At 72.2% G+C, this 26,398-nt stretch carries 15 protein-coding genes; 3 read left to right on the forward strand and 12 right to left on the reverse strand.

From position 1 onward, the window contains the following. Nucleotides 1–654: 654 nt before the first annotated feature. From AWX74_RS35970 to AWX74_RS35980, 3 genes are all read right to left on the reverse strand, one after another. Nucleotides 655–1,203 carry a PadR family transcriptional regulator gene (locus AWX74_RS35970; protein WP_091286067.1) on the reverse strand — a complete coding sequence of 183 codons (549 nt, stop codon included), beginning with the start codon at nucleotides 1,201–1,203 and terminating at the stop codon, nucleotides 655–657. 213 nt (nucleotides 1,204–1,416) lie between these two features. After that, nucleotides 1,417–2,379, reverse strand: coding sequence for an electron transfer flavoprotein subunit alpha/FixB family protein (locus tag AWX74_RS35975; RefSeq protein WP_006544090.1), 963 nt, complete (start codon nucleotides 2,377–2,379; stop codon nucleotides 1,417–1,419). A 13-nt stretch (nucleotides 2,380–2,392) separates the two neighbouring features. Beyond that, complete coding sequence (locus tag AWX74_RS35980; protein ID WP_006544089.1) at nucleotides 2,393–3,178, reverse strand: electron transfer flavoprotein subunit beta/FixA family protein; 786 nt, start codon at nucleotides 3,176–3,178, stop codon at nucleotides 2,393–2,395. A gap of 517 nt (nucleotides 3,179–3,695) precedes the next feature. Between AWX74_RS35980 and AWX74_RS35985 the strand changes: the two genes are divergently transcribed. Then, the gene (locus AWX74_RS35985; protein WP_091286071.1) at nucleotides 3,696–5,354 is read left to right on the forward strand and encodes an NsdA family TPR-like regulatory protein; all 1,659 of its coding nucleotides are present in this window, start codon (nucleotides 3,696–3,698) and stop codon (nucleotides 5,352–5,354) included. A 185-nt stretch (nucleotides 5,355–5,539) separates the two neighbouring features. Then, nucleotides 5,540–6,763, forward strand: a complete 1,224-nt coding sequence (locus tag AWX74_RS35990; protein ID WP_242666579.1) for an endonuclease/exonuclease/phosphatase family protein — start codon at nucleotides 5,540–5,542, stop codon at nucleotides 6,761–6,763. 148 nt (nucleotides 6,764–6,911) lie between these two features. Here AWX74_RS35990 and AWX74_RS35995 read toward each other — a convergent pair whose 3' ends face one another. Continuing rightward, a complete protein-coding gene (locus tag AWX74_RS35995; protein ID WP_091286074.1) occupies nucleotides 6,912–7,688 on the reverse strand; it encodes an enoyl-CoA hydratase/isomerase family protein in 777 nt (258 codons plus the stop codon). Nucleotides 7,689–8,098: 410 nt separating this feature from the next. Here AWX74_RS35995 and glgX point away from each other — a divergent pair, with 410 nt between their 5' ends. Continuing rightward, nucleotides 8,099–10,492: a glycogen debranching protein GlgX gene (glgX, locus tag AWX74_RS36000; protein ID WP_091286078.1), complete on the forward strand. Its 2,394-nt coding sequence runs from the start codon at nucleotides 8,099–8,101 to the stop codon at nucleotides 10,490–10,492. 10 nt (nucleotides 10,493–10,502) lie between these two features. On the opposite strand, the gene glgP is transcribed toward glgX, so the two are convergent. The 8 genes from glgP to AWX74_RS36040 form a co-directional block, all read right to left on the reverse strand. Then, the gene (gene glgP, locus AWX74_RS36005) at nucleotides 10,503–13,073 is read right to left on the reverse strand and encodes an alpha-glucan family phosphorylase (RefSeq protein WP_091286082.1); all 2,571 of its coding nucleotides are present in this window, start codon (nucleotides 13,071–13,073) and stop codon (nucleotides 10,503–10,505) included. A 100-nt stretch (nucleotides 13,074–13,173) separates the two neighbouring features. Further along, nucleotides 13,174–15,192 (reverse strand): acetate--CoA ligase, encoded by a 2,019-nt coding sequence (acs, locus tag AWX74_RS36010; RefSeq protein ID WP_091286086.1) that lies wholly within the window; start codon nucleotides 15,190–15,192, stop codon nucleotides 13,174–13,176. Nucleotides 15,193–15,415: 223 nt separating this feature from the next. Then, complete coding sequence (locus AWX74_RS36015) at nucleotides 15,416–16,279, reverse strand: HAD family hydrolase (protein WP_091286143.1); 864 nt, start codon at nucleotides 16,277–16,279, stop codon at nucleotides 15,416–15,418. Next, a complete protein-coding gene (locus AWX74_RS36020) occupies nucleotides 16,276–17,454 on the reverse strand; it encodes a cysteine protease StiP family protein (RefSeq protein ID WP_091286089.1) in 1,179 nt (392 codons plus the stop codon). The genes AWX74_RS36015 and AWX74_RS36020 overlap by 4 nt, the downstream gene beginning before the upstream one ends. Continuing rightward, entirely contained in the window at nucleotides 17,451–19,028 is a 1,578-nt protein-coding gene (locus AWX74_RS36025; RefSeq protein WP_091286093.1) for a phosphoribosyltransferase family protein, read from the reverse strand. The genes AWX74_RS36020 and AWX74_RS36025 overlap by 4 nt, the downstream gene beginning before the upstream one ends. Then, the gene (locus AWX74_RS36030) at nucleotides 19,025–20,218 is read right to left on the reverse strand and encodes an HpcH/HpaI aldolase/citrate lyase family protein (RefSeq protein ID WP_091286096.1); all 1,194 of its coding nucleotides are present in this window, start codon (nucleotides 20,216–20,218) and stop codon (nucleotides 19,025–19,027) included. The genes AWX74_RS36025 and AWX74_RS36030 overlap by 4 nt, the downstream gene beginning before the upstream one ends. Nucleotides 20,219–20,571: 353 nt before the next feature. Then, complete coding sequence (locus AWX74_RS36035) at nucleotides 20,572–22,014, reverse strand: glycoside hydrolase family 26 protein (protein WP_242666580.1); 1,443 nt, start codon at nucleotides 22,012–22,014, stop codon at nucleotides 20,572–20,574. A 642-nt stretch (nucleotides 22,015–22,656) separates the two neighbouring features. Next, on the reverse strand, nucleotides 22,657–26,322 hold the full coding sequence (locus AWX74_RS36040; RefSeq protein WP_091286103.1) for a hypothetical protein: 3,666 nt from the start codon (nucleotides 26,320–26,322) through the stop codon (nucleotides 22,657–22,659). Nucleotides 26,323–26,398: the final 76 nt, after the last annotated feature.

Here is a 26,398-nt window from a genome sequence, read left to right on the forward strand (position 1 = left end):
CCGTGTTTCGCGACTTTCCGCCCTGCCTTTGCCTCATCCGGTTCGGCCTTTCGGCCCCGGCTGCGGCGACTCGGTTAAAGTACCGGGTGTTTCGGGCTTGTGTCAAATCGCCGTGTTTTGCGATTCTGCCACTTTGCCTTTGCCTCATCCGGTTCGGCCTTTCGGCCCCGGCTGCGGCGACTCGGTGAAGTTACCGATGCTTTCGGGTTTGTGTCAAATCGCTCCGGACTCGCCGGCGACTGCCACTCTTTCCAACCTTACCGCACTGTTTTCGGGCTCTGTCCTCGGGGGGTCTGCGCCCCCTCGGAGGATCCTGGGCCCGCCAACCATCGGTTCTTCCGTTCCGATCAGGCGGTAAGGAGGAACTATACACGAGGGATCGGGGGTGTGGACGCACCCCGCCCGCCACATGCATCGCCGGCCTACCGGGCCTGGCGCAACGGCCGCCCACGGCGCTCGCGGCCCCCGGTCGACCCGCCGGGCGCAGCCGGTCGATCCGCACGACGTGCCGCCCCGGTCCGCGCTGAATGTGTGAACAGTCCGTTCCGATGAACGTGCGGACGCCGAATCCGCTACAAACCCACCGGTGTGCGGACGTCGGCCAGGACGGACCGCGGTGCGATCCCCACGGGATGGTTCAGCGGCTCGAACGGCCTACCGGCGCGAGCGGTCGCCCGCCAGCTCTGGTCGCTGCGCCGCCCAGCGCGCCCAGGCGGCCAACGCCTCGTACAGGCGCGCGCCGCCCTCTATCGCGATACGCAGTGACCTCTGTTGTGGCGTGTCCGGCACATTTCCCTGGTCGGCGGCATCGGCGTACGTCCGATACCTGCTGGCTGCGGCGGCGAAGAAGTCGGCCTCCCGCACCAGATGTGCGTTGAGGTCACCCGGGTCCATCAGCCAGAAGAAGAAGGACCGCAGCAGCGGCTGCAGCCGGGTGGTGTGGTCGACCTCGGACGGCTCGCTCAGCCAACGCCGGATCTCGGCCAGGCCGGCGTCCGTGATGCGGTAGGCCTTGCGGCCACGCGGCCCCTCACTGTCGATCTCGATGAGTCCGTCGCTGGCGAGGCGGCTCAGCTCGCCGTAGATCTGGGGATGCCCGGCCGGCCAGACTGCCCCCAGCACCTGCTCGAACCGTCGGGTGAGGTCGTAGCCACTGGCCGGCCCTTCGGCCAGCAGGCCCAGCAGCCCGTGACGTAGTGACACTCAGATACCTCCCGCCGCCCCATCGCTACGTAGCGTAACCGAGAAGCTGTCGGCGAGGGGCCGAGATGAGGCAGCGAGGAGGCCGCGAAGAGCTGCGCGGAGTCAGTAATGCCGACGGCCGGGTGCGGCCCCCTGTCGGAGGAACCACACCCGGCCGTCCTGCCCGCCCGGGCCGTCGATGCGGCCGGCCGGACACAGCACCGGATCGGGCGATCAGCCCGCCTTGTGCTTCTCGATCTCCGTGGTGAGCTGCGGGACGACGTTGAACAGGTCGCCGACCAGCCCGTAGTCCGCGAACTCGAAGATCGGGGCCTCGGGGTCCTTGTTGATGGCCACGATCGTCTTCGAGGTCTGCATACCGGCCCGGTGCTGGATCGCACCGGAGATGCCGACCGCGATGTAGAGCTGCGGCGACACGGTCTTGCCGGTCTGGCCGACCTGGTTCTGGTGCGGGTACCACCCGGCGTCGGTCGCGGCGCGCGAGGCACCGACGGCGGCACCGAGTGTGTCCGCCAGCTTCTCGACCAGGCCGAAGTGCTCGGCGGCACCGAGACCACGCCCACCGGAGACCACGACCTGCGCCTCGGTGAGGTCGGGCCGGCCCGACTTGGCCTCGACGACACGGTCCACGATCTTCGCGCCCTTGGCGGCGTCGGAGATCGCGATGTCGACCGTGGTCTCCGCCGGAGTCGACGGCGCGGCCTCTGGCGCGGTGGAGTTCGGACGAACGACGACGATCGGGGTGCCCTTGGTGACCTTCGAGCTGACGATCGTCGAACCGCCGAAGATGCCCTGGGTGGCCGTGAGGTCCGGGGCCAGCGCGGTCGCGTCCCAGATCAGGCCCGAGTCCGTCCGGGCGGCGGTGCGGGCCGCGACCTCGCGGGAGTCCGGCGTCGCGGCGGCCAGCACGGCGACCGGCGACGTGTCGGCGACCAGCTTCGACAGGACCTCGGCCGCGGGCGCGCCGATGAAGTTCGCGACGTCGTCGGACTCGACCACGTAGATCTTCGCGGCGCCGTACTGGGCCAGGTAGTCCTTCGCCTTCGCGAGGGTGCCCGGGGCGCCCAGGAACACCGCCGACGGCTCGCCCAGGGTGCGGGCCAGGGTCAGCAGCTCGGCCGTGACCTTCTTCGGCTCACCGTCGGTGTGCTCGACGAGAACAAGTACTTCAGCCATCGAACAGCCTTCCTCAGATGAGCTTCTGCGCCGCGAGGAACGAAGCGACCTTCGCGCCGCCGTCGCCCTCGTCCTTGACGATGGTGCCACTCTGCCGCGGCGGTGCCGGCTGCGACTCAACGACCGTGGAGGCTGCGCCGGCGAGGCCGACCGAGGCCGCGTCCAGGCCGGCGTCCGCCGCCGAGAGCTTGGTCAGCGGCTTCTTCTTGGCCGCCATGATGCCCTTGAACGACGGGTAGCGCGGCTGGTTGATCTTCTCAACCACGCCGACGACCGCGGGGAGAGCCGCCTCGACCAGGGCGTAGCCGTTGTCGGCGAGGCGCTCCACCGTGACCTTGCCCGCGCCCGGGTCGACCGTGACCTTGCGGGCCTGGGTGAGCTGCGGAAGCCCGAGCCGCTCCGCAAGCAGGGCACCCATCACACCGCCACGGGCGTCGGAGGCCTCCGACGACGTGATGACGAGGTCGGGCGAAAGGGTGGAGATCACCTTGGCGAGCGCGGCGGAGGTGGCGAGCGCGTCCGAGCCGTGCAGCGAGTCGTCGCTGAGGTGAACCGCCTTGTCCGCACCCATCGACAGCGCCTTGCGGATCGTCTCGACGGCCTTCTCGGGCCCCATCGTGACGACCGTCACCTCGCCGCCGTGGGCTTCCTTGATCTTCAGAGCCTCTTCGACCCCGTACTCGTCCATCTCGTTCATGACGTTGTCGACGCTCTTGCGGTCGACGGTCTTGTCCGAGGCGTCGAGCTTCTTCTCCGCCCAGGTATCGGGAACCTGCTTGACGGTAACGACGATGTTCACGCCTTGGGGCCTCCGTAGCCAGCAAAATCGATGTCGCTCCTCCCCGCATCGTCGCATCTGACGCGCGCACGTGCCCGATGATCCCGGCCCCGGCACAGCGGCCCCCGGGGCCGTTCCCCGGGGCGCCCGCGCCCCCTGGACGACATCCGCGGACATGGACCGGACGACCGGAACACGCCACACCAACGGGATGTCCCTACACAGTCAGGAGATTCCCACCGGATACCGCTGGCGCGGCCGGGATGACGGCGGTCGGCTCCACCTTCGACCAGGGCGTGGAACTGTGAGGTGCCACATACCGCGGGCCACCATGTCGCCCACCCTTCCCGCCGTCGTCGGTGCGGGCGCAGAAAGTACAAGGGTCCCCAGTCCCGGCATGACCGTGCATTGTGTCCCTCTAATGCACACCCCCTTCCTAAATGCGTGACCGATCGGCTACTTTCTGCCCTGTGAGGTCGTCGCGGGCCGACAACGGAGGCCCTCCGGCCACGCCCACGTAGACGGGGGAGACGTAGACATGGTCACGGACGAGCTCACTGCCAAGGCGTCCCCGGAGCAGCGGCGGCCGGGGAATCCGGGCCGGTCGGGCCGCACCTCCACGGGGCCGGAGAAACAGGCCGGCGCGCCGCGGCAGTCGGCGACACGCCCAGCGGCGGGAGCGCCGCGGCAGCCCGCCGTCAGAAGCACCACCGCTACCACCAAAGCCGCCACCACGACCGGGACCTCCGCGGCTGGGACCGCCGCAGCTGGCGCCTCCGCAGCTGGGACCACGGCGACCGGAGCCACCGCGACCGACCGCGATCCGGCCGCACCGGGTCTGTTCGCCCGCCTGCTGGCCGAGGCCGGGATCTCCGACACCCGTTTCGCCCGCCAGGTCAACAACCGCGCCAGAACACAGCGCCGCGTCGAGCTCGGGCTCGCCCGGACCACCGTCGGCCACTGGCGGCGCGGCATGAAGCCGCGGGACCCGATGGTCGCGGAGCTGGCCGCCGCGGAACTCTCCGCCGTGGTCGGCTATCCGGTTCCGCCGGCCGACCTCGGCTGGCGAGGCGAGGGCTACGAACGCGACGACCTGGGCCTCGCCGTCGCAGACCTGCCTGACGACACCCTGAGGACACTCGCGGGACTTTCAGGACGAGACATGCGGCGACGTGACGTGCTCCACGACGGGGCGGCGTTCGCCGCCACCGCCTTCGCCGACCCGGTTCTTTCCAGCCTGACCGGTGTCATCAGCCGCATCACGGGTGGCACACCCGCGTCCCCGTCCGGGGGCGCGATGATCCGCGACATGACGGCGACCTTCCGCCGGCTCGACGCCCGGTTCGGCAGCAGCGAGATCCGCCCCCAGGTCGTCGCCTTCCTGCACGACCGGACCCGGGCCGCGGTGGACGGCCCCGCCGACACCGACACCTTCAGCGCACTCGCCGAGCTGGCGCAGCTCAGCGGCTGGCTCGCCCAGGACTGCAACCGCCACGCCCTCGCTCAGCGCTACTACATCCAGGCGCTGAGCCTCGCCGAGCACGCCGAGGACGTCATGATGGCCGGCAGGGTTCTCTCGGCCATGAGCGACCAGGCCGCCGCGCTGGGGCACCATCGGCACAGCCTGGCGCTCGCCCGCGCGGCCATCGACCGGGCCGCGCGGCAGTCGGCACCCCCCGTTCAGGCGATGCTGCAGGACCGGCTGGCCTGGGCCCTGGCCCGCAACGGCGACGAGTCCGGCTGCATGCGCGCGCTCGCGGAGATGGAACGGGTGATCTCGCGGGAGCCGGGCGAGGCGCCGTCCTGGGCCGGGCACTACAACTCCGGCGACGTCGCCGAGTGCCAGGGCCACTGCTTCATGCTGCTGGGAAAGTCCGCCGTCGCGGAGCAACGGCTGCTGGAGGCGCGCTACCTGCAGGGCGAGGCCCGCGCCCGCAGCCGTGCCTACGCCGAGGCGGACCTCGCGCTGTCCTACCTGCGGCGGCCGCGGCCCGATCTGGAGGCGGCGATCGAGGCCGGCTACCAGGCAGTCGAACTGGCCGGGTCGGTCTCGTCGACCCGAATCACCAACAAGCTCACCGAGCTGGACGAGGCGATCGCCGGATTCTCCAAGGTGGTCGCCGCGCGCGAATGGCGCAACCGGGTCAGCGACGTGGTGGATCGCGGCCGGGAGCAGCCGCGGGTCACCACGGGCTGACAGGCCGCCAGGGGCTGACCGGCCGCCAGACCCGCCCACGCCCTCCCCCAGGCCGGCGCAGCCGCGAAACGACCACCACGAAACGACCACGGCGAACTCGCGCCGGACGCTCCGGTCCGACCCGCGGCGGATGCTCCGTCCGACCCACTGCCGGGCGCTACGCGGTGACCAGTCACGCTTGTCGGGTGAGTCTCGCGAAGGACGTCGGCCGGCGCCTGGGCCTGCGCGCCCCCTCAGCAGGCGGCCGCCTGGCCGCCGGTGGCGACGGCGACCAGCCAGGCGGCACCGGTGGCACGGGCGGCACCGGTGGCACACCGGCGGTCCCCGCCGTCGGACCGACCGGTGCCGGCGGCGGCCGTGGCGGTACCGGCGGTGGCGGTTCCGGCGGCCCGGCGGGACGGCGCGGGGGCGCCGGGGGAAGCGGTGGCACCGCACCGTCCACTGTGACGGGGCGGGAGCTGCTGGTCGCCGCCGCGTGGCTCGTCACGGCCGTTCTCGCCATCATCGCGGTCGGGCGGCTCGTCCACCTCGACGACGCGATCACCTGGCCCTACACGGTGGCCAACGCGCTGACGCCGTTGCTCTATCTGCCCGTGTACGCCGCCCTGGCCGTCGGCTTCGCGCTGCGGCGCGGCCGCCTCATGATGCTCTGCGGCCTGGTCGCGGTGGCACACCTGTTCTGGGCGGTGCCGGAGCTCTTCCCGGGCGGTCCGGAGAACGCCCCACAGGGCTCGGCCCGGCTGCGGGTGATGACGGCGAACCTGCTGTACCACAACGCCGAGGCGGGCCGCCTCGGTGACCAGATCCGCCGCGCCAGCCCGGACGTCCTCGTCCTCGTCGAGCTCTCGCCGCTGACGCTGACGAAGCTGCGCGATTCGGGTGCGCTCGCGGACTACCGCTATTCGGAGGTCCACCCCCAGGAGGGCGCTTTCGGCGCGGCGGTGTTCTCCCGGTTCCCGCTCTCGGACGCGGCGACGCCCGAGGTCGCCGGGTACGCCTCGCTGCGGGCGACGGTGCGGGTCGACGAGCGCCGGTCGTTCGTCGTCCACGCCGTGCACACCATCGCGCCGACGAGCGGGGAGTACGCGCGGGCATGGCGCGACCAGCTTGACCACCTGCGGACGGAGGTGGAGGCGTCCAGCCTCCCGGTTGTTCTCGCCGGGGACTTCAACGCGACCCGTGACAACCGGCCGCTGCGTGAGCTGGTCTCCGCCGGCGTACGCGACGCGCATGACGTCGTGGGCGCGGGGTGGACCCCGACCTGGAACGCGAGCATGTTCGCGGTTCCGCCGATCGCCCGGATCGACCACATCCTGGCCTCACCGGCCTTCGCGATCACCGGCTACCAGGTCGGCTCCGAGTTCGGCAGTGATCACAAGCCGGTACTCGCCGACCTGGCCATGCGCTGAGCCCAGGCTGCGCACCGCGGTCCCACCGGCCCGCGCCTTCGGGCTGCGGCACCGACTGGCGCGGCTACCGGTCAAGATCTGAGGATCATGGTCGTCACAACGACCGAAATCCTCAGTTCTCCGACGGACCAGGCCCCCGAGGGCGGGTCTACCGCCCGACGAAGTCGGCCTTGCCGGGGCCGTTCGCGATGAACGAGTCCATCCCCAGCCTGCGGTCCTCGGTGCCGAACAGGCCGACGAACAGGGCCGACTCCAGCCGCAACGCCTCGGAGAGGGCGAGCTCGGAGCCGTCGTCGATCGCCTGCTTCGCCGCCGCGAGGGCCAGCGCCGGGCCGGCCACATACCGCCCCGCCAGCCGCAGAGCCTCCGCGTACACCTCGCCGGCGGGCACGACCCGGTCGGCGAGGCCGATCGCCTCCGCCTCGGCGGCGCGCACCTGCCGGCCGCTGAACACCAGGTCCTTCGCTCGGGCCGGACCGACGAGCCGGGGCAGCCGCTGCGTGCCGCCGGCGCCGGGGATGACACCGAGCGTGATCTCCGGCAGGCCGACCTTGGCGTTGTCCGCGAAGACCCGGAAGTCGGCGCACAGCGCGAGCTCCAGCCCGCCGCCGAGGGCCCAGCCGGTGACGGCGGCGATGACCGGCTTCGGGATCCGCGCGATCAGCTCGAAGACACCGGTCAGATCACGGACCCAGCTGGCGATGCCGGCGACGTCCAGCCCGGCCATCTCCTTGATGTCCGCCCCCGCGGCGAACACCTTCTCGCCGCCGTAAAGGACGACCGCACGGATGTCGCGACGTTCGGTGGCCTCCTGGACCGCGACCCGCAGGTCGGCGGTGAGCGCGGCGCTCAGCGCGTTCATCGGCGGACGATCCAGCCTGACCGTCCCGACTCCGTCGGCGACCTCCAGCCGCACGAGCGCCATCCCGAACCTCCACCTCGCCGTGAAACCGTGGGCCGCGCATCCGCACCGTGGCCGCGACCACAGCCGGGACCGTGACTGTGCCGTGACCCCTCGGGGACCTGGCAAACCCTAGCCGAGCCGGCCCCGTCGGCGGGGCGGACAGCGTCGAGGGTCACCGCTCGCCGCCGGTTTCATGGCAGCCGACGATGGGCAACCCGCAGCCACCCGCCTCCACCCGCCTCCACCCGTAGCGCCCACCTCGACCCGAGGCAGGCCGGCGGCGGCCGGTGTGATCACGGCGGGTAAGTAGCGAACCCCGGACCGCGTCGATCCGAACAAGGATCCAAGCAAGGAAGTGACGCATCTCACTTGTCTGACCGACAGGACACGTTTCCAGGACCAGCCGGCTCGCCCGCGTTAGCGTCGAAGCCATGATCCGTCCCGGCAGCGCGCAGTCGCTCGGCGTCCGCTGGGACGGGGCCGGCGTCAACATCGCCGTCGCCGCACCGCACGCCGAAGCCGTCGACTTCTGCCTCTTCGACGACGTGGACGGCACCGGCGAGCGCAGGCACCGACTGCCCGAGCGGGATGGCGGCGTCTGGCACGGCTACCTCGACGGGGTCCGCCCGGGCCAGCTCTACGGCCTGCGCGCGCACGGCCCGTACGCGCCGGAGCTCGGCTACCGCTACAACCCGGCGAAACTGCTGCTCGACCCGTACGCGCGCCAGGTGACCGGCGACTTCGTGCCGCATCCGGCGGTGCACGGGTACTCCGACGGTGATCCGTACGGGCGCGAACCGGACGACCGCGACTCGGCGCCGTATGTGCCGAAAGGCGTCGTCACCGGGACGGCCACCGGCCCCGACCCCACCGCGAACCGGCCGGGCATCGGGTGGTCCGACACGATCGTGTACGAGATGCACGTCCGCGGCTTCACCCGGCGCCACCCCGCCGTGCCCGAGCCGCTGCGCGGAACCTACGCGGGCCTGGCGCACCCGGCGGTCATCGACCACCTGCGCCAACTCGGGGTCACCGCCGTCGAGCTGCTGCCCGTCCACGCCCACATCTCCGAGATGTCGCTGCTCGAGCAGGGACTCACCAACTACTGGGGCTACAACACGCTGGGCTTCTTCGCCCCCCATCCGGGCTATGCGGCCACCGCGGACCCGGTGGGCGAGTTCCGCGCCATGGTCGCGGCGCTGCACGAGGCCGGCCTCGAGGTACTGCTGGACGTCGTCTACAACCACACCGCCGAGGGCAACGAGCGCGGGCCGACGCTCAGCCTGCGCGGCCTCGACAACGCCGAGTACTACCGGCTGGAGCCCAACGACCCGCGGCGCTACCGCGATGTGACCGGCTGCGGCAACACCGTCGACCCGACGTCCCCCTATGCCGTGCAGCTGATCTGCGACTCGCTGCGGTACTGGGTCGCCGAGATGGGGGTCGACGGGTTCCGGTTCGATCTCGCCACCGCGCTCGCCCGCGCCCCGGAGGGCTACGACCCGGCCGCTCCCCTGCTCACCGCGATCCACGCCGATCCGCTCCTGGGCTCGGTGAAGCTGATCGCGGAGCCCTGGGACCTGGGCTGGGCCGGCTACCAGGTCGGTGCGTTCCCCGCACCGTGGTCGGAGTGGAACGGCCGGTACCGCGACACGGTGCGGGACGTCTTCAGCGGGCGCACCGGAAGCGTCGCCGATCTCGGGTACCGCGTCACCGGCTCGTCCGACCTGTTCGAGCACGACGGCCGCCGGCCCTGGGCCTCGGTGAACTTCGTGACCGCACACGACGGCTTCCCGCTCGCGGATCTCGTCTCGTACCGGGAGAAGCACAACGAGGCCAACCTCGAGGGCAACCGGGACGGCGAGTCGGAGAACCGGTCGGCGAACTTCGGCGCCGAAGGCCCGACCGACGACCCGCAGATCCTGGCGACCCGCCGGCGGGTGCGGCGCGCGCTGATCAGCACGCTGCTGCTGTCCGCCGGCGTGCCGATGCTGGTGGCGGGCGACGAGCTGGGACGTTCGCAGCAAGGCAACAACAACGCCTACTGCCAGGACAACCCGGTCTCCTGGCTGGCCTGGCCGGCCTGGTCCACGGACGTGCGGGCGCCGGCGGACAGGGAGACACCGGCGGACGGAGAGACACCGGCGGCTGGCCCGGCCCAGGCGGGCTCAGACCCGGACGGCTCAGACCCAGTCGATGTGGACCCGGCCGGCTCGGACCCGGCGCTGCTCGCCCTGGTCAGCGGGCTCACCAGGCTGCGGCGGACGTCCCCGGTGCTGCGCCGGGAGCGGTTCTTCCGCGGTGGGGCGGTCGACGGCGACATCCTGCCGGACATCACCTGGTTGCGGGCGGACGGCGCGGTGATGTCACCGGCGGACTGGAACGCCCCACAGGTGGCGATCCTGGTGGCCCACCTGGCCGGCACGTCGATCGAGTGGTCCGATCCGGCCGGGCAGCCGATCGCCGGGGACAGCCTGCTGCTCGTGATCCATCCCGACGGCGTGGACGGACCGCTCGTGCTTCCCGGCGAACCGTGGGCCGCCGGCTACGAGCTGCTGCTGGACACCGCCGAGGACGACCTCGCCGGCTTCCCCGGCACGATCGACGCACCGCGGCGGTCGCTCGGCCCCGGGGAGACCCTGCTCGTCCGCGGCCACGCCGTCGTCGTCCTGCGGGCACTGCCCGCGCGCCGCGCCACGGTGATCCCCGCATCCGGTGCGGACACGGGGATCACCGAGCCAGGCGAGCCAGCGGCACAGCCCGAACAGCCCGAACAGCCCGAACAGCCCGGGCCAGCCGAACAGCCCGGGCCGGCGGCGCAGTAGCGAACCTCGGTCAGGGGTTGGTGACCAGGCCCAGCTCGGCCGGGCTCGCGAGGAGCGGGTGGCGTGGCAGCACCCGCACCGTGTAGCCGAACGGACCGGTCCGCCCCAACGGGATGGTGCCCTCGAAGCGGTGGCCGTGGCCGCCCTCACCCTCGCCCTCGCCCACCTCGCGCAGCGAGAGGGTGCTGGCGGTGAGGATGCGGTCGGTCTCGTCCACCCGGCCGTACGAGGCGATCACGTCGACGTCGGCGAGGTCCAGGCCGCCGAGGTCGACGGTCGCCCGGACGACCAGCGACTGGCCCACCTGGGGGGTGTCGCCGAGTCCCGCGGAGTCGACGTTGAGCACCCGCACGCCCGACCAGCCCGCGCGCACGCGCTGCTTCCACGCGGCGAGATCACGGGCACCCGCCAGGTCATGCTCGGTCGCCTGGCTGGCGGAGCGGCCGGCCGGCACGTAGTAGCGCTCGACGTACTCGCGCACCATGCGGGTGGCCAGCACCTGCGGCCCGAGGGTCGACAGCGTGTGCTTGACCATCGCCGTCCACCGCGGCGGGTGGGCCGACGGCACCGGCCGGTCGTAGAAGCGCGCGGTGACGGTGTTCTCCAGCAGGTCGTACAGGGCCGCCGACTCGATGTCGTCGCGCCGGTCGGGGTCCTCCACACCGTCCGCGGTCGGGATCGCCCAGCCGTTCTGGCCGTCGAACATCTCGTCCCACCAGCCGTCCCGGATGGACAGGTTCAGGCAGCCGTTGAGGGCGGCCTTCATCCCGGACGTGCCGCACGCCTCCAGCGGGCGCAGCGGGTTGTTCAGCCAGACGTCGCTGCCGGCGTAGAGGTAGCGGGCCATGCCGATGTCGTAGTCCGGCAGGAAGACGATCCGGTGCCGCACGCCGGGGCTGTCGGCGAACTGCACGATCTGCTGGACGAGCAGCTTGCCGCCGTCGTCCGCGGGATGCGCCTTGCCGGCGATGACCATCTGGACGGGGCGCTCGGCGTGCAGCAGCAGGCGCTTGAGCCGCTCGGAGTCGCGCAGCATCAGGGTCAGCCGCTTGTAGGACGGCACCCGGCGGGCGAAGCCGATCGTGAGCACGTCGGGGTCGAACACCGACTCGACCCAGTCGAGCTCGCCCGGCGCGGCACCGCGCTGCAGCCACGACGCGCGCACCCGGCGCCGGATCTCGGCGACGAGCTGTTCACGCAGCTCGCGGCGGGTTGCCCAGATCGCTTCGTCGGACACCCGGTCGAACTGGGCGAAGCCGGCGGCGTCACCGCTGAGCAGGCCGGGACCGGTCTGACGGTCCGCGAGCTCGACGACGGCGCGGGACACCCAGGTCGGTGCGTGCACGCCGTTGGTGACGGAGCCGATCGGCACCTCGCTGTGGTCGAAGCCGGCCCACAGCGCGGCGAACATCTCACGGCTGACGATGCCGTGCAGGCTGCTGACGCCGTTGGAGCGCTGGGCGAGCCGCAGGCCCATGTGGGCCATGTTGAACACGTTGGGGTCAGGCTCGGCGCCGAGTTCGAGGACCCGCTCGACCGGCACGCCGGGCCAGGTGTTGTCGCCACCGAAATGCCGCGCGACCAGGTCCTTGGGGAAGCGGTCGATACCGGCCGGCACCGGCGTGTGGGTGGTGAACAGCGTGCCCGCGCGCGCGGCCTCCAGGGCCTCGTCGAAGCTCAGGCCGGTCTCGGTCAGCTCGCGGATGCGCTCCAGCCCGAGGAAGCCGGCGTGCCCCTCGTTGGTGTGGTAGACGGTCGGGGCGGGTTCCCCGGTGACCGCGGAGTAGGCCCGCAGCGCCCGGACGCCGCCGATGCCCAGCAGCATCTCCTGCAGCAGCCGGTGGTCGGTCCCACCGCCGTAGAGCCGGTCGGTGACGCTGCGTTCGGCGGAGGAGTTGTCCTCGACGTCCGAGTCCAGCAGCAGCAGCGGAACCCGTCCGACCTGCGCCTTCCAGATCTGCGCGTGCAGGGTGCGGCCCTCGGGCAGGCCGACGGCGACCTTCACCGGCACGCCGCCCGAGTCGGTGAGCTGGGTCAGCGGCAGGCCGTGCGGGTCGATCCCGGGGTAGCGCTCCTGCTGCCAGCCGTCCCGCGACAGCGACTGGACGAAGTAGCCGGCCCGGTAGAGCAGGCCGACCCCGATGATCGGCACCCCGAGGTCGCTCGCGGTCTTCAGGTGGTCGCCGGCCAGGATCCCCAGACCACCGGAGTACTGCGGCAGCACCTCGGTGATGCCGAATTCCGGCGAGAAATAGGCGATGGCGCGCGGAGCGTCCGCAATCGCCTGCTTCTGGTACCAGCGATCGGTGGTCAGGTAGTCCTGCAGGTCGTCCGCGGCGTCGGACAGCCGGCGAAGGAACTTCCGGTCCGTCGAGAGCGCCACGAGACGGTCGTGGTCGACCTCTCCGAGCAGCCGGACAGGATCGCCCTTGCAGGCCCGCCACAGCTCCGGATCGACGGACTCGAACAGGTCCAGCGTATCCGGATGCCACGACCAGCGAAGGTTCAGAACCAGCTCTCCCAGAGCAGCGAGCTGCTCTGGGAGCTGGGCACGGACAGTGAATCGGCGCAGCGCTCTCACGAAACGGGAAGCCTAAACAGGGAGCATGAACTTCCCGCACCCGGGTTCGGCGCGGCGGTAAAGAAGCGGGAACAACTTCGCCGCTATCCGCCCAGGACGGCTACTCGTCCGGGGCGGTGGCGACCTTCGCCGCGAGTGCGGCCATGACCGACGGGTCGCGCAGGGTCGTGACATCGCCGAGCTCACGGCCTTCGGCGACGTCCCGGAGCAGCCGCCTCATGATCTTCCCGGAGCGGGTCTTGGGCAGGTCCTCCGCCCAGATCACCCGCCGCGGACGGGCGAGCTTGCCGATCCGGTGGGCCACGTGGTCACGAAGCTCCGCGATCATGTCGTCGTCGCCGACCTGGTCACCGCGCAACGTCACGAAGGCCACGATGGCCTGGCCGGTGTCGGCGTCGGCCTGGGCCACGACCGCGGCCTCGGCGACCGCCTCGTGCGAGACGAGCGCCGACTCGACCTCGGCGGTGGACAGCCGATGACCCGACACGTTGATCACGTCGTCGATCCGGCCGATGATCCAGAAGTACCCGTCGGCGTCGAGGCGCGCCGCGTCCCCGACCAGGTAGGTCCGCGGGCCGAAGCGGGAGAAGTACGTCTGGACGAACCGCTCGTCGTCGCGGTAGAGGGTGCGCAGCATCGACGGCCACGGACTGGTGATCACCAGGACGCCGGTGCCCTCGGCCAGCGGCTCACCGTCCTCGGTCAGCAGCGCCGGGGTGATGCCGGGCAGCGGCCTGGTCGCCGACCCTGGCTTGGTCGAGGTGATCCCCGGAATCGGCGAGATCATGATCGAGCCGGTCTCGGTCTGCCACCAGGTGTCCACGATCGGGCAGCGCCCGCCGCCGATCACCTCGTGGTACCACAGCCACGCCTTCGGGTTGATCGGCTCACCGACCGAGCCGAGCACCCGCAGCGAGGACAGGTCGTGGCGGGCCGGGTACTCGGCGCCCCACTTGATGCACGCCCGGATCGCCGTCGGCGCGGTGTAGAAGATGGTGACCTTGTATTCGGCGATCAGTTGCCACCAGATGTCGAAGTCCGGATAGTCCGGCGCCCCCTCGTACATCACGCTCGTCACGCCGTTCGACAGCGGTCCGTACACGATGTAGGAATGCCCGGTGATCCAGCCGACGTCGGCCGAGCACCAGTAGACGTCCGTCTCCGGGTCGAGGTCGAACACCGCGCGGTGGGTGTAGGTCGCGCCGAGCAGATAGCCGCCGGTCGTGTGCAGAATGCCCTTCGGCTTCGCCGTGGAGCCGGAGCTGTAGAGGATGAACAGCGGGTGCTCGGCGCCGAGCGGCGCCGGCGGGCACACCGGGTCCGCCGCGGCGAGCAGCTCGTCGTACCAGACGTCCCGCCCGGCGCGCATCGCCGTCTCGACCCCGCCGACCGGGCCGGTGGAGCGCACGACCACGACGTGCTCCAGCTTCGGCAGGTCCGCCATCTCCTCGTCCACGCCGGCCTTCACCGCCGCCGTGCGGCCCTTGCGGCGCGCCCCGTCGACGGTGATCAGCACCTTCGCGTCGGAGACCTCCATGCGCTCCCGCACCGCCGACGGCGCGAACCCGCCGAAGACCACGTTGTGGACCGCGCCGATCCGGGCGCAGGCCAGCATCGCGACCGCGACCTCGGGGATCATCGGCAGGTAGATGCCGACCACGTCACCGGCGGCGACGCCCAGCGAAAGCAGGCCGTTGGCCAGCTTCTGCGTGTCGGCGAGCAGCTCGGCGTACGTGACGTCCCGGCGCTCGCCCTCCTCCCCGCGCCAGTGGTAGGCGACCCGCTCCCCCAGCCCGGCCGCGACATGGCGGTCCAGGCAGTTCGCCGACACGTTGAGCTCGCCGTCGTCGAACCAGCGGTAGAACGGCGGGTTCGTGTCGTCGAGCACCCGGGTGAACGGCTTGTCCCAGCTCAGCAGCTCCCGGGCCTTCGCCGCCCAGAACCCGACCGGATCCGCGGCCGCGTCCCGCGCATCGGCCTGCTCGGGCTGGCGCGGCGTGAAACCGGCCGGCGGGTCGAAGCTCTCGACCGCCAGCAGCCGCGCAAGCTCGGCCTCCAGCTCACCGCCGGCGGAGCCGGCACCGGCCCGGTTGGCATCGCCCGTGTCTGTCGCGGCCATGGATTTCCTCCCACAGGCGTCTGCGTGGTCAACCCCCGTGTTTCCACGGTGTATCACGACGTCCCCGGTACGTCCCAGGCCCGCACGGCCTTCGAGCGGCGAGCGGTGCACCGCGGGCGGCGGACGGTCCGGCGACCGAAGAACCGTCCGGTGCCGGACGGACGCCACCGGACAGACGCCACCGGACAGACGACGGGCGACGGGCGGTCAGGCGGTCAGGCGGTCAGGCGGTGGACGGCTGTCCGGCACGCACCCAGGAGTGCAGCAGGCCGAGGAGTTCCTCGGAGGCGAGCAGCCCGGTCCCGCTCGTCACCGTCAGGTTCGGCGCCGCCCAGCCCAGCTCGTGCAGCTCACCGTGCGCCGGGCGCACCGCCCGGTCGGCGGCGGACAGCATCGGCATGTCGAGCACGGAGTCACCGGCGGCGAACACCCGGGACGCACCGGCGCGGCGAGCGACCTCCGCCACCGCCGCCTGTTTGGTGAGCGGTCCCGGAACCAGGTAGACCTTGCGCCCCTGGGACGACAGCGACCACCCGGCGGCGGCCACCTCGGCGGCGACCTCGGACAGGTCCGGAATCATCTCCCGGCTGTGCGCGACCAGGTAGACGAACAGGTCGTCGGCCACCCGGACCAGCCGGGCCCAGTCCTGCGTCCCGAGCCGTTCGGCCAGTTCGAGCACCTGGGCCAGCGGGGCGCACCCGTCGGCGAGGCGCCCGGCGATCTCGTCGGCCCACACCGGATCGGGAACACCGTCGACGAGCAGGTGCCCGCCGTTGGCCGCGACCGCGTACCGGGGCCGCAGCCCCAGGTCGACCCGCTGGTACTGGGCGAGGGTGCGGGTGGTGACCGGGGTGAAGACCGCCGTCCGGTGCAGGTCGGCCAGCAGCCGCAGGCTCACGTCGCTGGAGAACGAGTAAGCGGCGCCGTCGATCTGCTCGACTCCGGTGACCTCGGGTTCCGCGGCGCCGGGCGCCAGCCCGAAGTGCCTGCGGGAGAAGATCAGCGTCAGGTCGAGGTCGCAGGCGAGCAGGGCGGTGCCGGCGCCGGCGCCCGTGCCGGCCCCGGCAGCGGTGCTGACGGTCGTCATGCCACCGGCCGCCAACGCGCCGCCGGCGTGTGGAACACCGGCCCGTCACCGGACTCGGTGCGGACCGGCCGGACCAGGCCGACGCAGGAGAACGGCAGATCCGCCATCTCCTCCACCGGAACTCCGCGCGCCTGCGCGAGCGCGAGCACGTGGGCGAGCTCGTCGAGCCGGTCGGGCGCGACCAGGATGCGCCACGGCACCCGGCGCAGCAGCACCCGGGTGGCCTCCCCGACACCGGGCTTCACCATGATCACATCCGGGATGTCGAACTGGTCCGCGATGCGCTCGACCGCGGCCCAGCCGTCCCAGGTCGGTGTGCGGTCGGCGGACCACAGCCGCGGCCACTCACGGTCGACCTCGTCCGCGACGTCGTCGAACCAGCCGACGATCGTGTCGACGAAGTGCTGCGACAGGTCGTGCTCGGCCAGCTCCCGGTAGAACTTCGCGCCGTGGAAGTCGTCCGGGCCGATGTGCTCGGCGTTCAGGACAGTGCGGCTGACCAGGCCGCTGACGGTCGAGTTCAGGCAGGCGCTGGGGATCAGGAAGTCGTCGCGGGTGCCGAACAGCGGCACGCACCGGGCCGGGTCCGCGAGCACGGCGAGGGTTTCGTCGAGGCGCAGGTCGGGCCCGAGCCCGCGCACCGCGTCGGTCAGCACCCTCGTCATCACGCCCTTGCCGGTCCAGCCGTCGACGAACTGGACCGCCTCGGGGTCGTGCCGGTCGGTGATGTGGCGCACCGCGTTCAGGTCGAGGCCCCGGTCCTTGATGACCGAGATCGCGTAGTGCGGGACGTCGAGGCCGTGCCGGAACAGGTACCAGCGCCGCATCAGGATGCCGATCGGCGTGCCCGCCCGGGCGATCGACGCGAGCACCGGAGCCGGCTTGGTGTGCCGGACGAGCTCGGCCACGATCCCGGTGGCCAGCGCCACCCGCCGCGCCGAACGTTCCAGCGCCTGCCGGTAGATGTCCAGGTACGCGGCATCGGGCTGGTATTCGATCGGCAGGTCCTCGGAGTAGTGCCGGCCGGACTGGAAGCCCTCCTCCCGGTCCTCCGTCGGCCGTTCGAGGTTCGCGTCGCTCAGGTCGGTGAGCAGGAAGGTGACGTCCTCGGGCAGGTAGGAGCCGGAACCGATCAGCGGCCGGCCGCCGGGCCCGAGGGGCTGGGAGAAGCTCATACGGCACCTTCCGCGGGGTGCCCGCCAGCCGCCGGCGCGGGGCGGGGAGGCACGTGGCTGGGAATGGTCACGACGGTCACCGGTGCGCAGGCACCGAGCGCCACGACGAGGCCGTCCACGGCGGGGGCGCCGGGCACGGGCCCGCGGCCGTCCAGTGCCGCGTCGACGACGACCACGATGTCCTCGTAGCGTCCGGGCGCCACGTTGTAGACGTGGCTGACCCGGGATGGGTCGTCCGGCGCGGGGAAGGTCAGCGCCGATCGGATGGCGTACCCGTCCACGTCGAGGGGGTGCACCGGCGAGCGGGTGGTCGACTGGTAGAAGATCCGGCGTTCGGTGCGCTCCGCCAGGCACTGCGCGAGGCGCATCGGCACGTACATCAGCTCCTCGGTGCCCAGGACCAGGATGTCCCCGCCCGCGTTGGGGTCACCGCCGCGGGCGGCGCCGATGCCGGCCAGCACCTCGTCGGCCACGGCGGGGAGCTCCGCGGTGAGCCGCTCCCGGGTGTGCTGGGACCAGCCGTGCCGCGCGCCGTCCGGCAGACCGGCGGGCCAGGGCACCGTGACCCGGGTGACCGCGCCAGCCGGGCCGGCGGAACCCGCGTCGCCGGCGGCGCCACTGGCGGCATCAGCGCCAGCGGCGATGTCAGCGCCAGCGGCGGCGCGTGCCGAGCCGTCGGCCGCGGGTCCGGGTGCCGGTTCGGGCGCGGCGGCGGTGCCGACGCTGCCGCGGATGCGGGTGGCCCGTTCGGTGACGTCCACCGGCACCGCGACCGTCGCAGCGACCAGCGAGACGACGTCGATGCGCACCCCCAGCTCGGCGGCGAGCGCCGCGAAGGCGGCCCGTGCGGCCGGTGGCCGGGCGTCGACGAGCGCGGCCACCGCGTAGTCCGTCCGGGGGGCGAACGCGTGCAGGATGCGGATGGTGCCGAGCGCGGTACGCCCGGTGGACAGTTCGTCGTCGACGAGGAGCAGCCGCCCGGGCTGGGCCAGCACCTCCGGGTCCTGCGGCATGAGCCAGTGGTGGGTCGCGTGCGAATGGGACTCGACGAACTCCAGCAGCGGCGTACTGCCCGGGACCTGCCGGCGCGTCGTGTGCAGGTAGTGGCTGTTCGGCAGTCCGTCGGCGACGGCGTGGCCCAGCGCGGTGGCGGTCTCGCAGTAACCGATGACGATCGGCACCGGCGCCGCCGCGGGCCCCGGCCCGGCCCACCGGCCCGGCTCGGGCAGCGCCCGGACCAGCGCGGCCAGGCGGGCGCCGGCGTCGAGCGCGACCTCGGGTGGCACTGGGAGATGCTTGCCGAGCACCCGGCTGACCAGCAGATGGGCGCGCCGGGGGTTACGCCGCAGCGCGAGTCCCACCAATCGGCGCAGGGCCAGCTCGTCGAGCTCGTCGGCCGGCTCGCCGCCGCGGATCTCCACGCCCAGGCCCAGGGCCTCCCACAGCCAGTCCTCGTCCGCCAGGTTCGCGGCCAGGTTCGCGGCCGGGGTTTGCGCCGGCGGGTCGGCCAGGTGATCGGCCGGCTGCCCTGCCGCGCCGTTGCGGGTGCCCTCGCCGGGCATCACCGCCGTCAACGGAGTGCGTCCTGAGTGGCCGCCAAGACGTCGACGAAGGTCAGGTGCTCGCGCAGCACACCGAAGGCCCGCGCGCGGCGCCGGACGGCCTCGGCCCACAACCGGTGCGGGCGAAGCTCGTTCATCTTGTTCTCATAGCTGCTGGCCCGAACCCCGCCCGCGTCGCCGGCAAGAATCACCTCCGCGTCCTCGTACTCCTCCTGGGTGACCACGTGGAGCGCCTGTACCGCCGGCACATGGCTCGGATGGATCACCGTCTTGCCGATCAGGCCGTTTGCCTTGTCGAGAACGACCTCGCGAATGAGGCGGTCCAGGTCGGCCGAGACGAGCTCGGACCGGATACGCGCTCCGCGCTCGCTGCCCTCGATCAGGTCCGCTTCCTCGAACGGCGTGACTCTCAGTGCACTGACGAACAAACGCTCCGGCTGCGCGAAGTACTCCCAGACCGGCCCGGTGACCACATGGTCGCCGCCCCGGGCGCAGATATTCACGATGTCCGCGATGCAGTCCCGCACGACGGCGATGTCGTAGATCGTGAGGTCCCGGTCACGACGAAGCCCGAACAGCCCGGAGAGATCTGTGGCCCCCAACCGCACCGCCAGCACGTTGTCCGCGTGCTTGTCGATCAGGCGCCGCACCCCGCCCAACGCGTCGACCCTGGTTTCGCGGAAAATGACCGACGGGCTCTCCAGCACCGGCATCGCCCACAGCGGGCGGCCGAGAACCTCCGAACCGCGCAGCACCTCCTCCAGCGCCGCCTCGCCGTTCTCGATGCCGAACTTCGGCAGCACGAAACCCGCGAGAAGTCCGCGGGCCGCCTCGCCCATACGGGCCAGCAGGGTCGACATCTGGGTGACGGTTCGTACCCGGATGAACAGCAGCGGCACGCCATCGCCACAGGTCGGCGGATCCTTGCCGAGCTCCGTCAGGGCCGCGATCACGTTGTCCTCGGCGTCGACCACCTCGTGGTCGGCGATCGCGTCCTCCAGGCAGAGGACCATCGAGGTCACCCCGGCCGCCACCTGCCGCCGGACGTCCCTGGCCAGGCGCGGCCTGGTACCCGGGGCGTAGAGGGTCGCGCCGAGGGCGGTGGCCACCAGCCGACGGTCGTCGCCCGTGACGATCTCCTGGGGAGCGCGGTGGAACAGCGCCCCGGCCGTATCGCCGTCGAGGAAGCTGAAATGACGCAAACTGCGCGCTCCTGTCAGATCGATCCGACGGTGAGGCCGAGGGCGCGACCGTGCAGGTCGCAGGGCCTCCGGCGGGGCCTGGGGCCCGTGGCGCTGACGGTACCCCGACCTTTCACCGATCCGGGACGAAACACCACACGACGACTGGGTGGACAACTCCTTGTCCGACGGCAAACGGGCCGCCGCCCCTGACAGGAGGCGACGGCCCGTTTCACCGACATGTCGTTGTCACCCACCGGGCGGAGCCGGAGGTTCACACCCCGGACCGCTCCGAACCGCTCCGGTCAGAGATCCGGTCGGATCCGGCCACCCGCCGTGGATCCGCTCGCACCCGCCGGTGTGATCGGACCAGATCACACGGAGCCGAACAACTTCCGATAGAGGGTGCCGGCCTTCGGGTTCTGACCACCGTTCTGAATGGTCGAGCAGACGTTCCCGGGAGCGGCGTCATGGAAGTACGCCTCGTACGCCATCACATCGGCGTTCGCCTTGAACGTGTCGTACATCTTCTGAATGTAGAAGGGGTTGTCGCCGCCACCGCCGCGGCTGCACGAGGCGACACCCCACTCTCCGACGCCGACCTTCTTGCCGTGCTCACGGGCGAAGTTGATGAGATAGCACAGACCGTTCGGCGTGTTGCACTGCTTGTTCCACTCCGCCTCGGTCCTCGAGGCCGGGAACCAGTCGTAGGAGTCGATGCCCACATAGTCGACGTACTCGTCCCCGGGGTAGGCGGCCCACGGAGTCCCGGTCTTGGGCACCGGCGAGGCATGCGCGTTGAACGTCCAGTCGATCTTCACTTCCGGATCCGTGGAGCGGATGGCCGTGGAGATCTTGCGGAAGCAGTCACGGAACTCGGTGCCCGCGTTGTCCGCATGCCAGTACATGAAGGTCCCGTTGAACTCCCACCCGATCCGGACGATGGATGCGGCCCGGCCATTGTTCTTCAGGAAGGTGCCGAACGTCTTCCAGTACTTGTCGTATTCACCCCGGGCACACGCCGCGTTGTTGCCCTGCCCCTTCGGGAAGGTCGGCTGGCTGATGATCAGCGTGCCCTGGAAGCCCTTGTACAGGTCCAGCGGCCAGCGCGGCTCGACCATCGCGGACCAACCCTTGCTCCGGACGGTGAAGACATGCGCCACGTCGTTCGCCCGACCGCGCCAGTTACCGAAGGACAGCACCTGCGCCAGGATGTGCGACGGGTAGACACCCGACATCCAGGGCAGCCCGGAGAGCTTCCCGGGCGTGGCGGGCGTCGACCCGGTGCGCGCCGACGGCTTCGGCGCCTCGCCGGTGGACGGCGCCGGCGTCGCGGTCGGCTCGGCGGCCACCGGCTCCGACGTCACGGTGCCCTGCGTCTCGGCCGCCGGTGCGGTCAGCTCCGCGTCGACGACGTCGAGAGTGCCGCTCACCTCCAGCGCGTCCTGCCTGGCGGTCACCGTCACCCGGCCGGAGAAACCGGCAGGCACCTGGAACCCGAGAATGAAGCGGCCGTCCGTACCAGGCTGAGCCGTCGCGGAACCGCCGAGCTCGGCGGTGGCGGCGGTGACGGCGACGTCGCGGCCGGGGCTGAACCCGCGCCCCCCGACCAGCACGATGTCACCGTCGAAGAGCACGACCGTGAGACTCGGCTGGCCGTCGGTGTCCGTGTTCGCCGTCATGCCGGTCACCGGTACCGGACGGGCATCCACCGCGCCGGCCGAGCTGGCCGGGCTCGGGGAGGCGCTCGCCGCGGTACCAGCCGCGCCGGCCGGCACCGGGGCGACCAGCCCCAGCGGCAACAGCAGGGCGGTCACGACCAGCAGCCCCAGCCGCGCCCCGCGGCCGGACCCGTGCCACCGAGGGCCTGGTCGACGAAACCGTGGGGTGTTCTCGGAATTCCGGCGGAAGCCGGTTCGGGATGAGCGGTCGACCTGAGGGGTCGGTCGGCCGCCGGATGTCAGGGCCATGCTCGCGCGCCGCCTTTCGGTCGTGGCGTGGATCATCGGCGGACAAACGGCACCCGGCACACGCGGCAGACCCGATCACGGGTCAGCCCACGGCTCGTCCCCTCCGGGCCACCACCGCCGTGGCGAGATCCCAGCGCGCCGCATCGGTGCCAGAGCCGACCGAGTCCGACGGATTCTCCGGCTACACCGGCCGGATCACGGATGAATCCGGCCATACTCCGTATGAGTGATTGGGCTCATCGTAAGGGACTAACCAGAACGGGGGTGGTCCTACCGGAAAATATCTGGCGCGACGAAAGAAAAACTTGAGATCATCCGCAGCCCAATCACCGTCGGTTTAAGTAACGGATACACAACGGTGTGGATGATGTCCGGGTCGCGGTCCACCCGGTCGACAACGGGAGAAATTCGTCGCGGTTCGACCGAGACGCCGCCGCCGAACCGCGAATGTGCTTTGATGCGCGACCTACCCGGAGCCGGTAGGCGATGTCAGCGGATGACGAGCTGGACGTCCTCGGGATGGTCGACCCACAGCGCCGGCCCGTCCGGCGTCACCACCGGGAGAAGGCGGATACCCCACGGAAGCTGCGCGCCTTCGAGCGTGACCTCCATCGTCCACGAACCCGCGTCCGACGCCGCCTGCAGCTCCGCGAGAACCTGCCCCTCGGCCGGCGTCGTGGGCGGTTCCTCCCCGGGGCGGGCGACGAGCACGAGTCGAGGGACCGGCCCGGTGGACCGCACCTGCACCCGCAGCGTCCGGCGCCGCCAGCCCGCCTTCGCCACGGAGTACGACACCGAGGTCAGCCCATTCAGATCCGGTATGACCACCTGCCCGGTGGGCTGGCTGGGCGGGGGGGCCGCCGCGGCGGCGGCTGCCACGTCAGGCCGCCATTCCGGCGGCGTCGCACCCGGCCTGGCCTGTTGCGGCCCGGCGTCACCGCCCGCGCCCGAGATCTCGGTGACCGGCATGTCGACGGTCGCCGGCCCAGGCATACCGACCGTTTCCGGCCCAGGCATGCCAACCGTCGCCGGACCAGGCATGCCCGCCGTCGCCGGACCGGGCATACCAACCGTCGCGGGTCCAGGCATGCCCGCCGTCGCCGGACCGGGCATACCGACCGTCGGCGGCCCGGCCGGCACCCGGTACGCACCCGTGGCCGGCGCGACACCGGCGAGATCCGCGTCCACCCGCGCCGACGCCATCAGGGGCTCGGCGGGGTGCGGTATGCCCGGAACCCCGCTTGGAGCGGATCTGCGCGGCTCGATCAGCGCTGTCGCCGGTGATGGCACCGGCATCGGTGGTACAGGCGCCACCGGCACTGGCACCGGCGCCTGCACCGGCATCGGCGATGCAGGCGCCGTCGGGGTCGGGGTCGGCGCCGGCGTGACGTCGATGACCACCGGCTGGGTGCCCGGCGAGACGGCTGGCAGCGGGGCGCGGCCGATCGGTGGGGAGGCGACCCGGCCGGAGGAATGATCAATCGGCGACAACGGCGACATCGGTGACATCGGTGACATCGGCGGAGCGGGCGCGGCCGGCGGCCCGACCGGGGGCGCGGCCAGTCGGTGCCGGACCGACCGCCCGATGATGCCGATCTCACCGACGACCGTGACCGGCACGTAGATCAGTTCACTCGCCCCGTGGTCACGTTGGACAGCGGCGTCCCGCAGCTGGCCGTGCCGGCTCGCGCCGACCAGCCGCAGCGGCGGAAGCAGTTCGGCCAGCGGTACTTCCGTGCCCTCCGGTCCCAGCAGCGCCAACGGCCCGGAACCCACACCGGCGATCGTCGGGCCAACGCCCGGCACACCCGACACGCCGATCCCGCCCGACACGCCGATCACACCCGCGGCGCCAGCCGCGGCATCGACCGGTACGGCGACCGCGTACACCCGCACCTGCGCACCGGTCCGGGCGGTCCAGCGCAACGCGATCTGGTCGTGCTCGGCGCCGGCCAGCAGATCGGTCACCGGCCGCGGGCGGGTGACCACCCCGAACTCCGCCTGCGCGCCCGCCGTGCGGGCGGCGTTGCCGTCGACGTCCACGTACTCGACGAACGCGCGGTAGTGGTAGCCCACGCCCGGCAGCACGTCAGGGTCCAGGAAGCTGCTGCCGGTGACCCGGGCCCGGCGGGGCGGCGTGGTGACGGTGGACTCCGGGTCGACCATCCGCTCGATCGTCACGGTGTCCGCCGGCCCGCTCGGCCGCCAGGTCAGACGGACGCCGGTCGGGGTCGCCTCGGCCCGCAGGTCGGCGATGTCACGCACGGCGATGAGCGGCGCGGTGCTCACCGGTCTGGACTGCCGTTCCCCGGACAGCGCCGTCACCTCGTGGCGCACCGTTCGCCACGCCGGCGCGCCGGAGTCGGCGAGCTCGGTGGCGCCGGTCGTGCCCAACGCCCGCCGGTCGACCTGGCCCGAGCCCGGGTCGACGACGATCCGCTCCACCCGGTAGCTGACCGGCCCGGCGGACGCGGACGGCCGCCATCGCAGCAGGACGGCGTCGTCCGCCAGCACGGAGGTCAGGTCGGTCGGCGGCTGCAGCGGCAGCGCCGCCAGCGCGGCCAGCGCGTCATGGCTGTCCGCCGCGGTGGCCAGGACCGCGACGAGCGCCGCCTCCTGCTGGTCCGACGACAGGGCCCGCGCGGCCTCGACCCGGCGCCGGATCACCGCCTGCTCCGCGGTCAGCTCCCCGAGCACCTCGGCCGGCAGGCGGCCGTCCGGCCCGGGGACGTCGGCGGCGCGGGCCACCAGCCAGCGGGCGCGTTCGACCGCCGCGTCCGGGCGCAGGGTGGCACGTTCCTCGGCGAGGGCGCGCCAGCCCGCCTCGGTCGCCGCGAGCGCGGCCCGCACCAGGGAGTCCAGTTCGTCCGCCGCCTGGGCCGCGCTGTTGCCCGCGGCCGGTCCGGCTGCCGCCAGCGCCGCGCGGACCCGGCTCAGACCGTCCCGGGCGGCCCGGGGCCGGCCGTCCTCAAGCGCCTGCCGAACGACGGTCAGCGCGTCACCGGCGGCTCTGACCTGGCGCAGGCTGTACCCGCATCGCCGGCAGGTCACGGCCGCCGCCTCGGTGAGCGAGCCGCAGGCCGGGCAGTCGGTGTACAGCTGTGTGTCGCAGTACCGGCAGGTCGTGGACCCGCCGACCGGCTCGGGACGCCCGCAGCCGGGGCACAGCACGTAGTCGACGGCGCCGCCGGTGCTCACGGCGGCGCCGAGATCGCGGGCGATGCCGATGATGACGCTCTTCACCTGCTCGGTGCCGAGGCCACGGCCCGCGGCCAGCGCCGCCCGGACCAGCCCTTCGTAGGCGACCGCGGTCAGCTCCCCGTCGAGTACGACGTGCTCCTCGACGGCCGGCCGCAGCTCGTCCGCGACGTCGGCTGACAGGCCGGCGGTGTAGGGGGCGGGGTCGCTTTCGATCAGCCGGGACCGCACCATCGCGAGCAGGTCGGCCGTGAGGGTCTTCTCCCGGTCGTGCGGGCGGCGGGCGTTGCCGGCGGCGACCGACTCCCAGGCGGCCCGGATCCGCTGGGGCCCGGCGTCCGGCGCCACCCCCAGGAAGTCCCACAGCGAGGCGGTGCCGACCAGGTCACCGCCACGCAGCACCCGAAGGTCCTCGAGGCGTTGCCGGATCTGGCTGCGGACCTCGGGGGCGAGCGGCGCGGCCCCGCCCTGGTCACCGTCGGGTAGGACCTTCTCCCGGGCCAGCCGGGCGTCGAACTCCGGATCGCTGACGCCGGCGGCGGTGGCGAGGCGGCGCAGGCCCGCGATCCGGGATGCGGGGATACCACCAAAACGATCACGAAGCGTGACGAGGTAGCCGTCGAGCTTGGCGAGCCGCTCGGCGTCGCCGCTGCGCCGCGCGTCAAGCACCCGGGCCTGCAGGCGGATCCGGAGGTCACCGTCCAGCAGCGGCGTCTCCCATTCACCACGCCGCCGGACGAGCTCGGTCGCAAGCGCCGCGTACTTCGCCGAGTTGCGTTCGCGCTGAAGGAAGGCGACCACCCGGGCGAGCTGCGCGGCCACCTCCGAGTCGGTGTGCTCGCGCCGGGGATCGAGGTCCGCGATCAGGAAGGGGTCGGCGGTGTCGACCGGCGTCCGGGCGCGCAGCGCAGCCAGCACCCGTCGCCGGTAGCCGCTGCCGTCGAATGCCGCGCTCACCGCTCCACCCTCGTTCCGCCGCCGCCCGCAGGCTCTGGCCTTGCCCCTTCACCGACGAGCGTACGGATCCCGGCCC

It is taken from the genome of Parafrankia irregularis (genome assembly GCF_001536285.1).
Lineage (GTDB): Bacteria > Actinomycetota > Actinomycetes > Frankiales > Frankiaceae > Parafrankia > Parafrankia irregularis.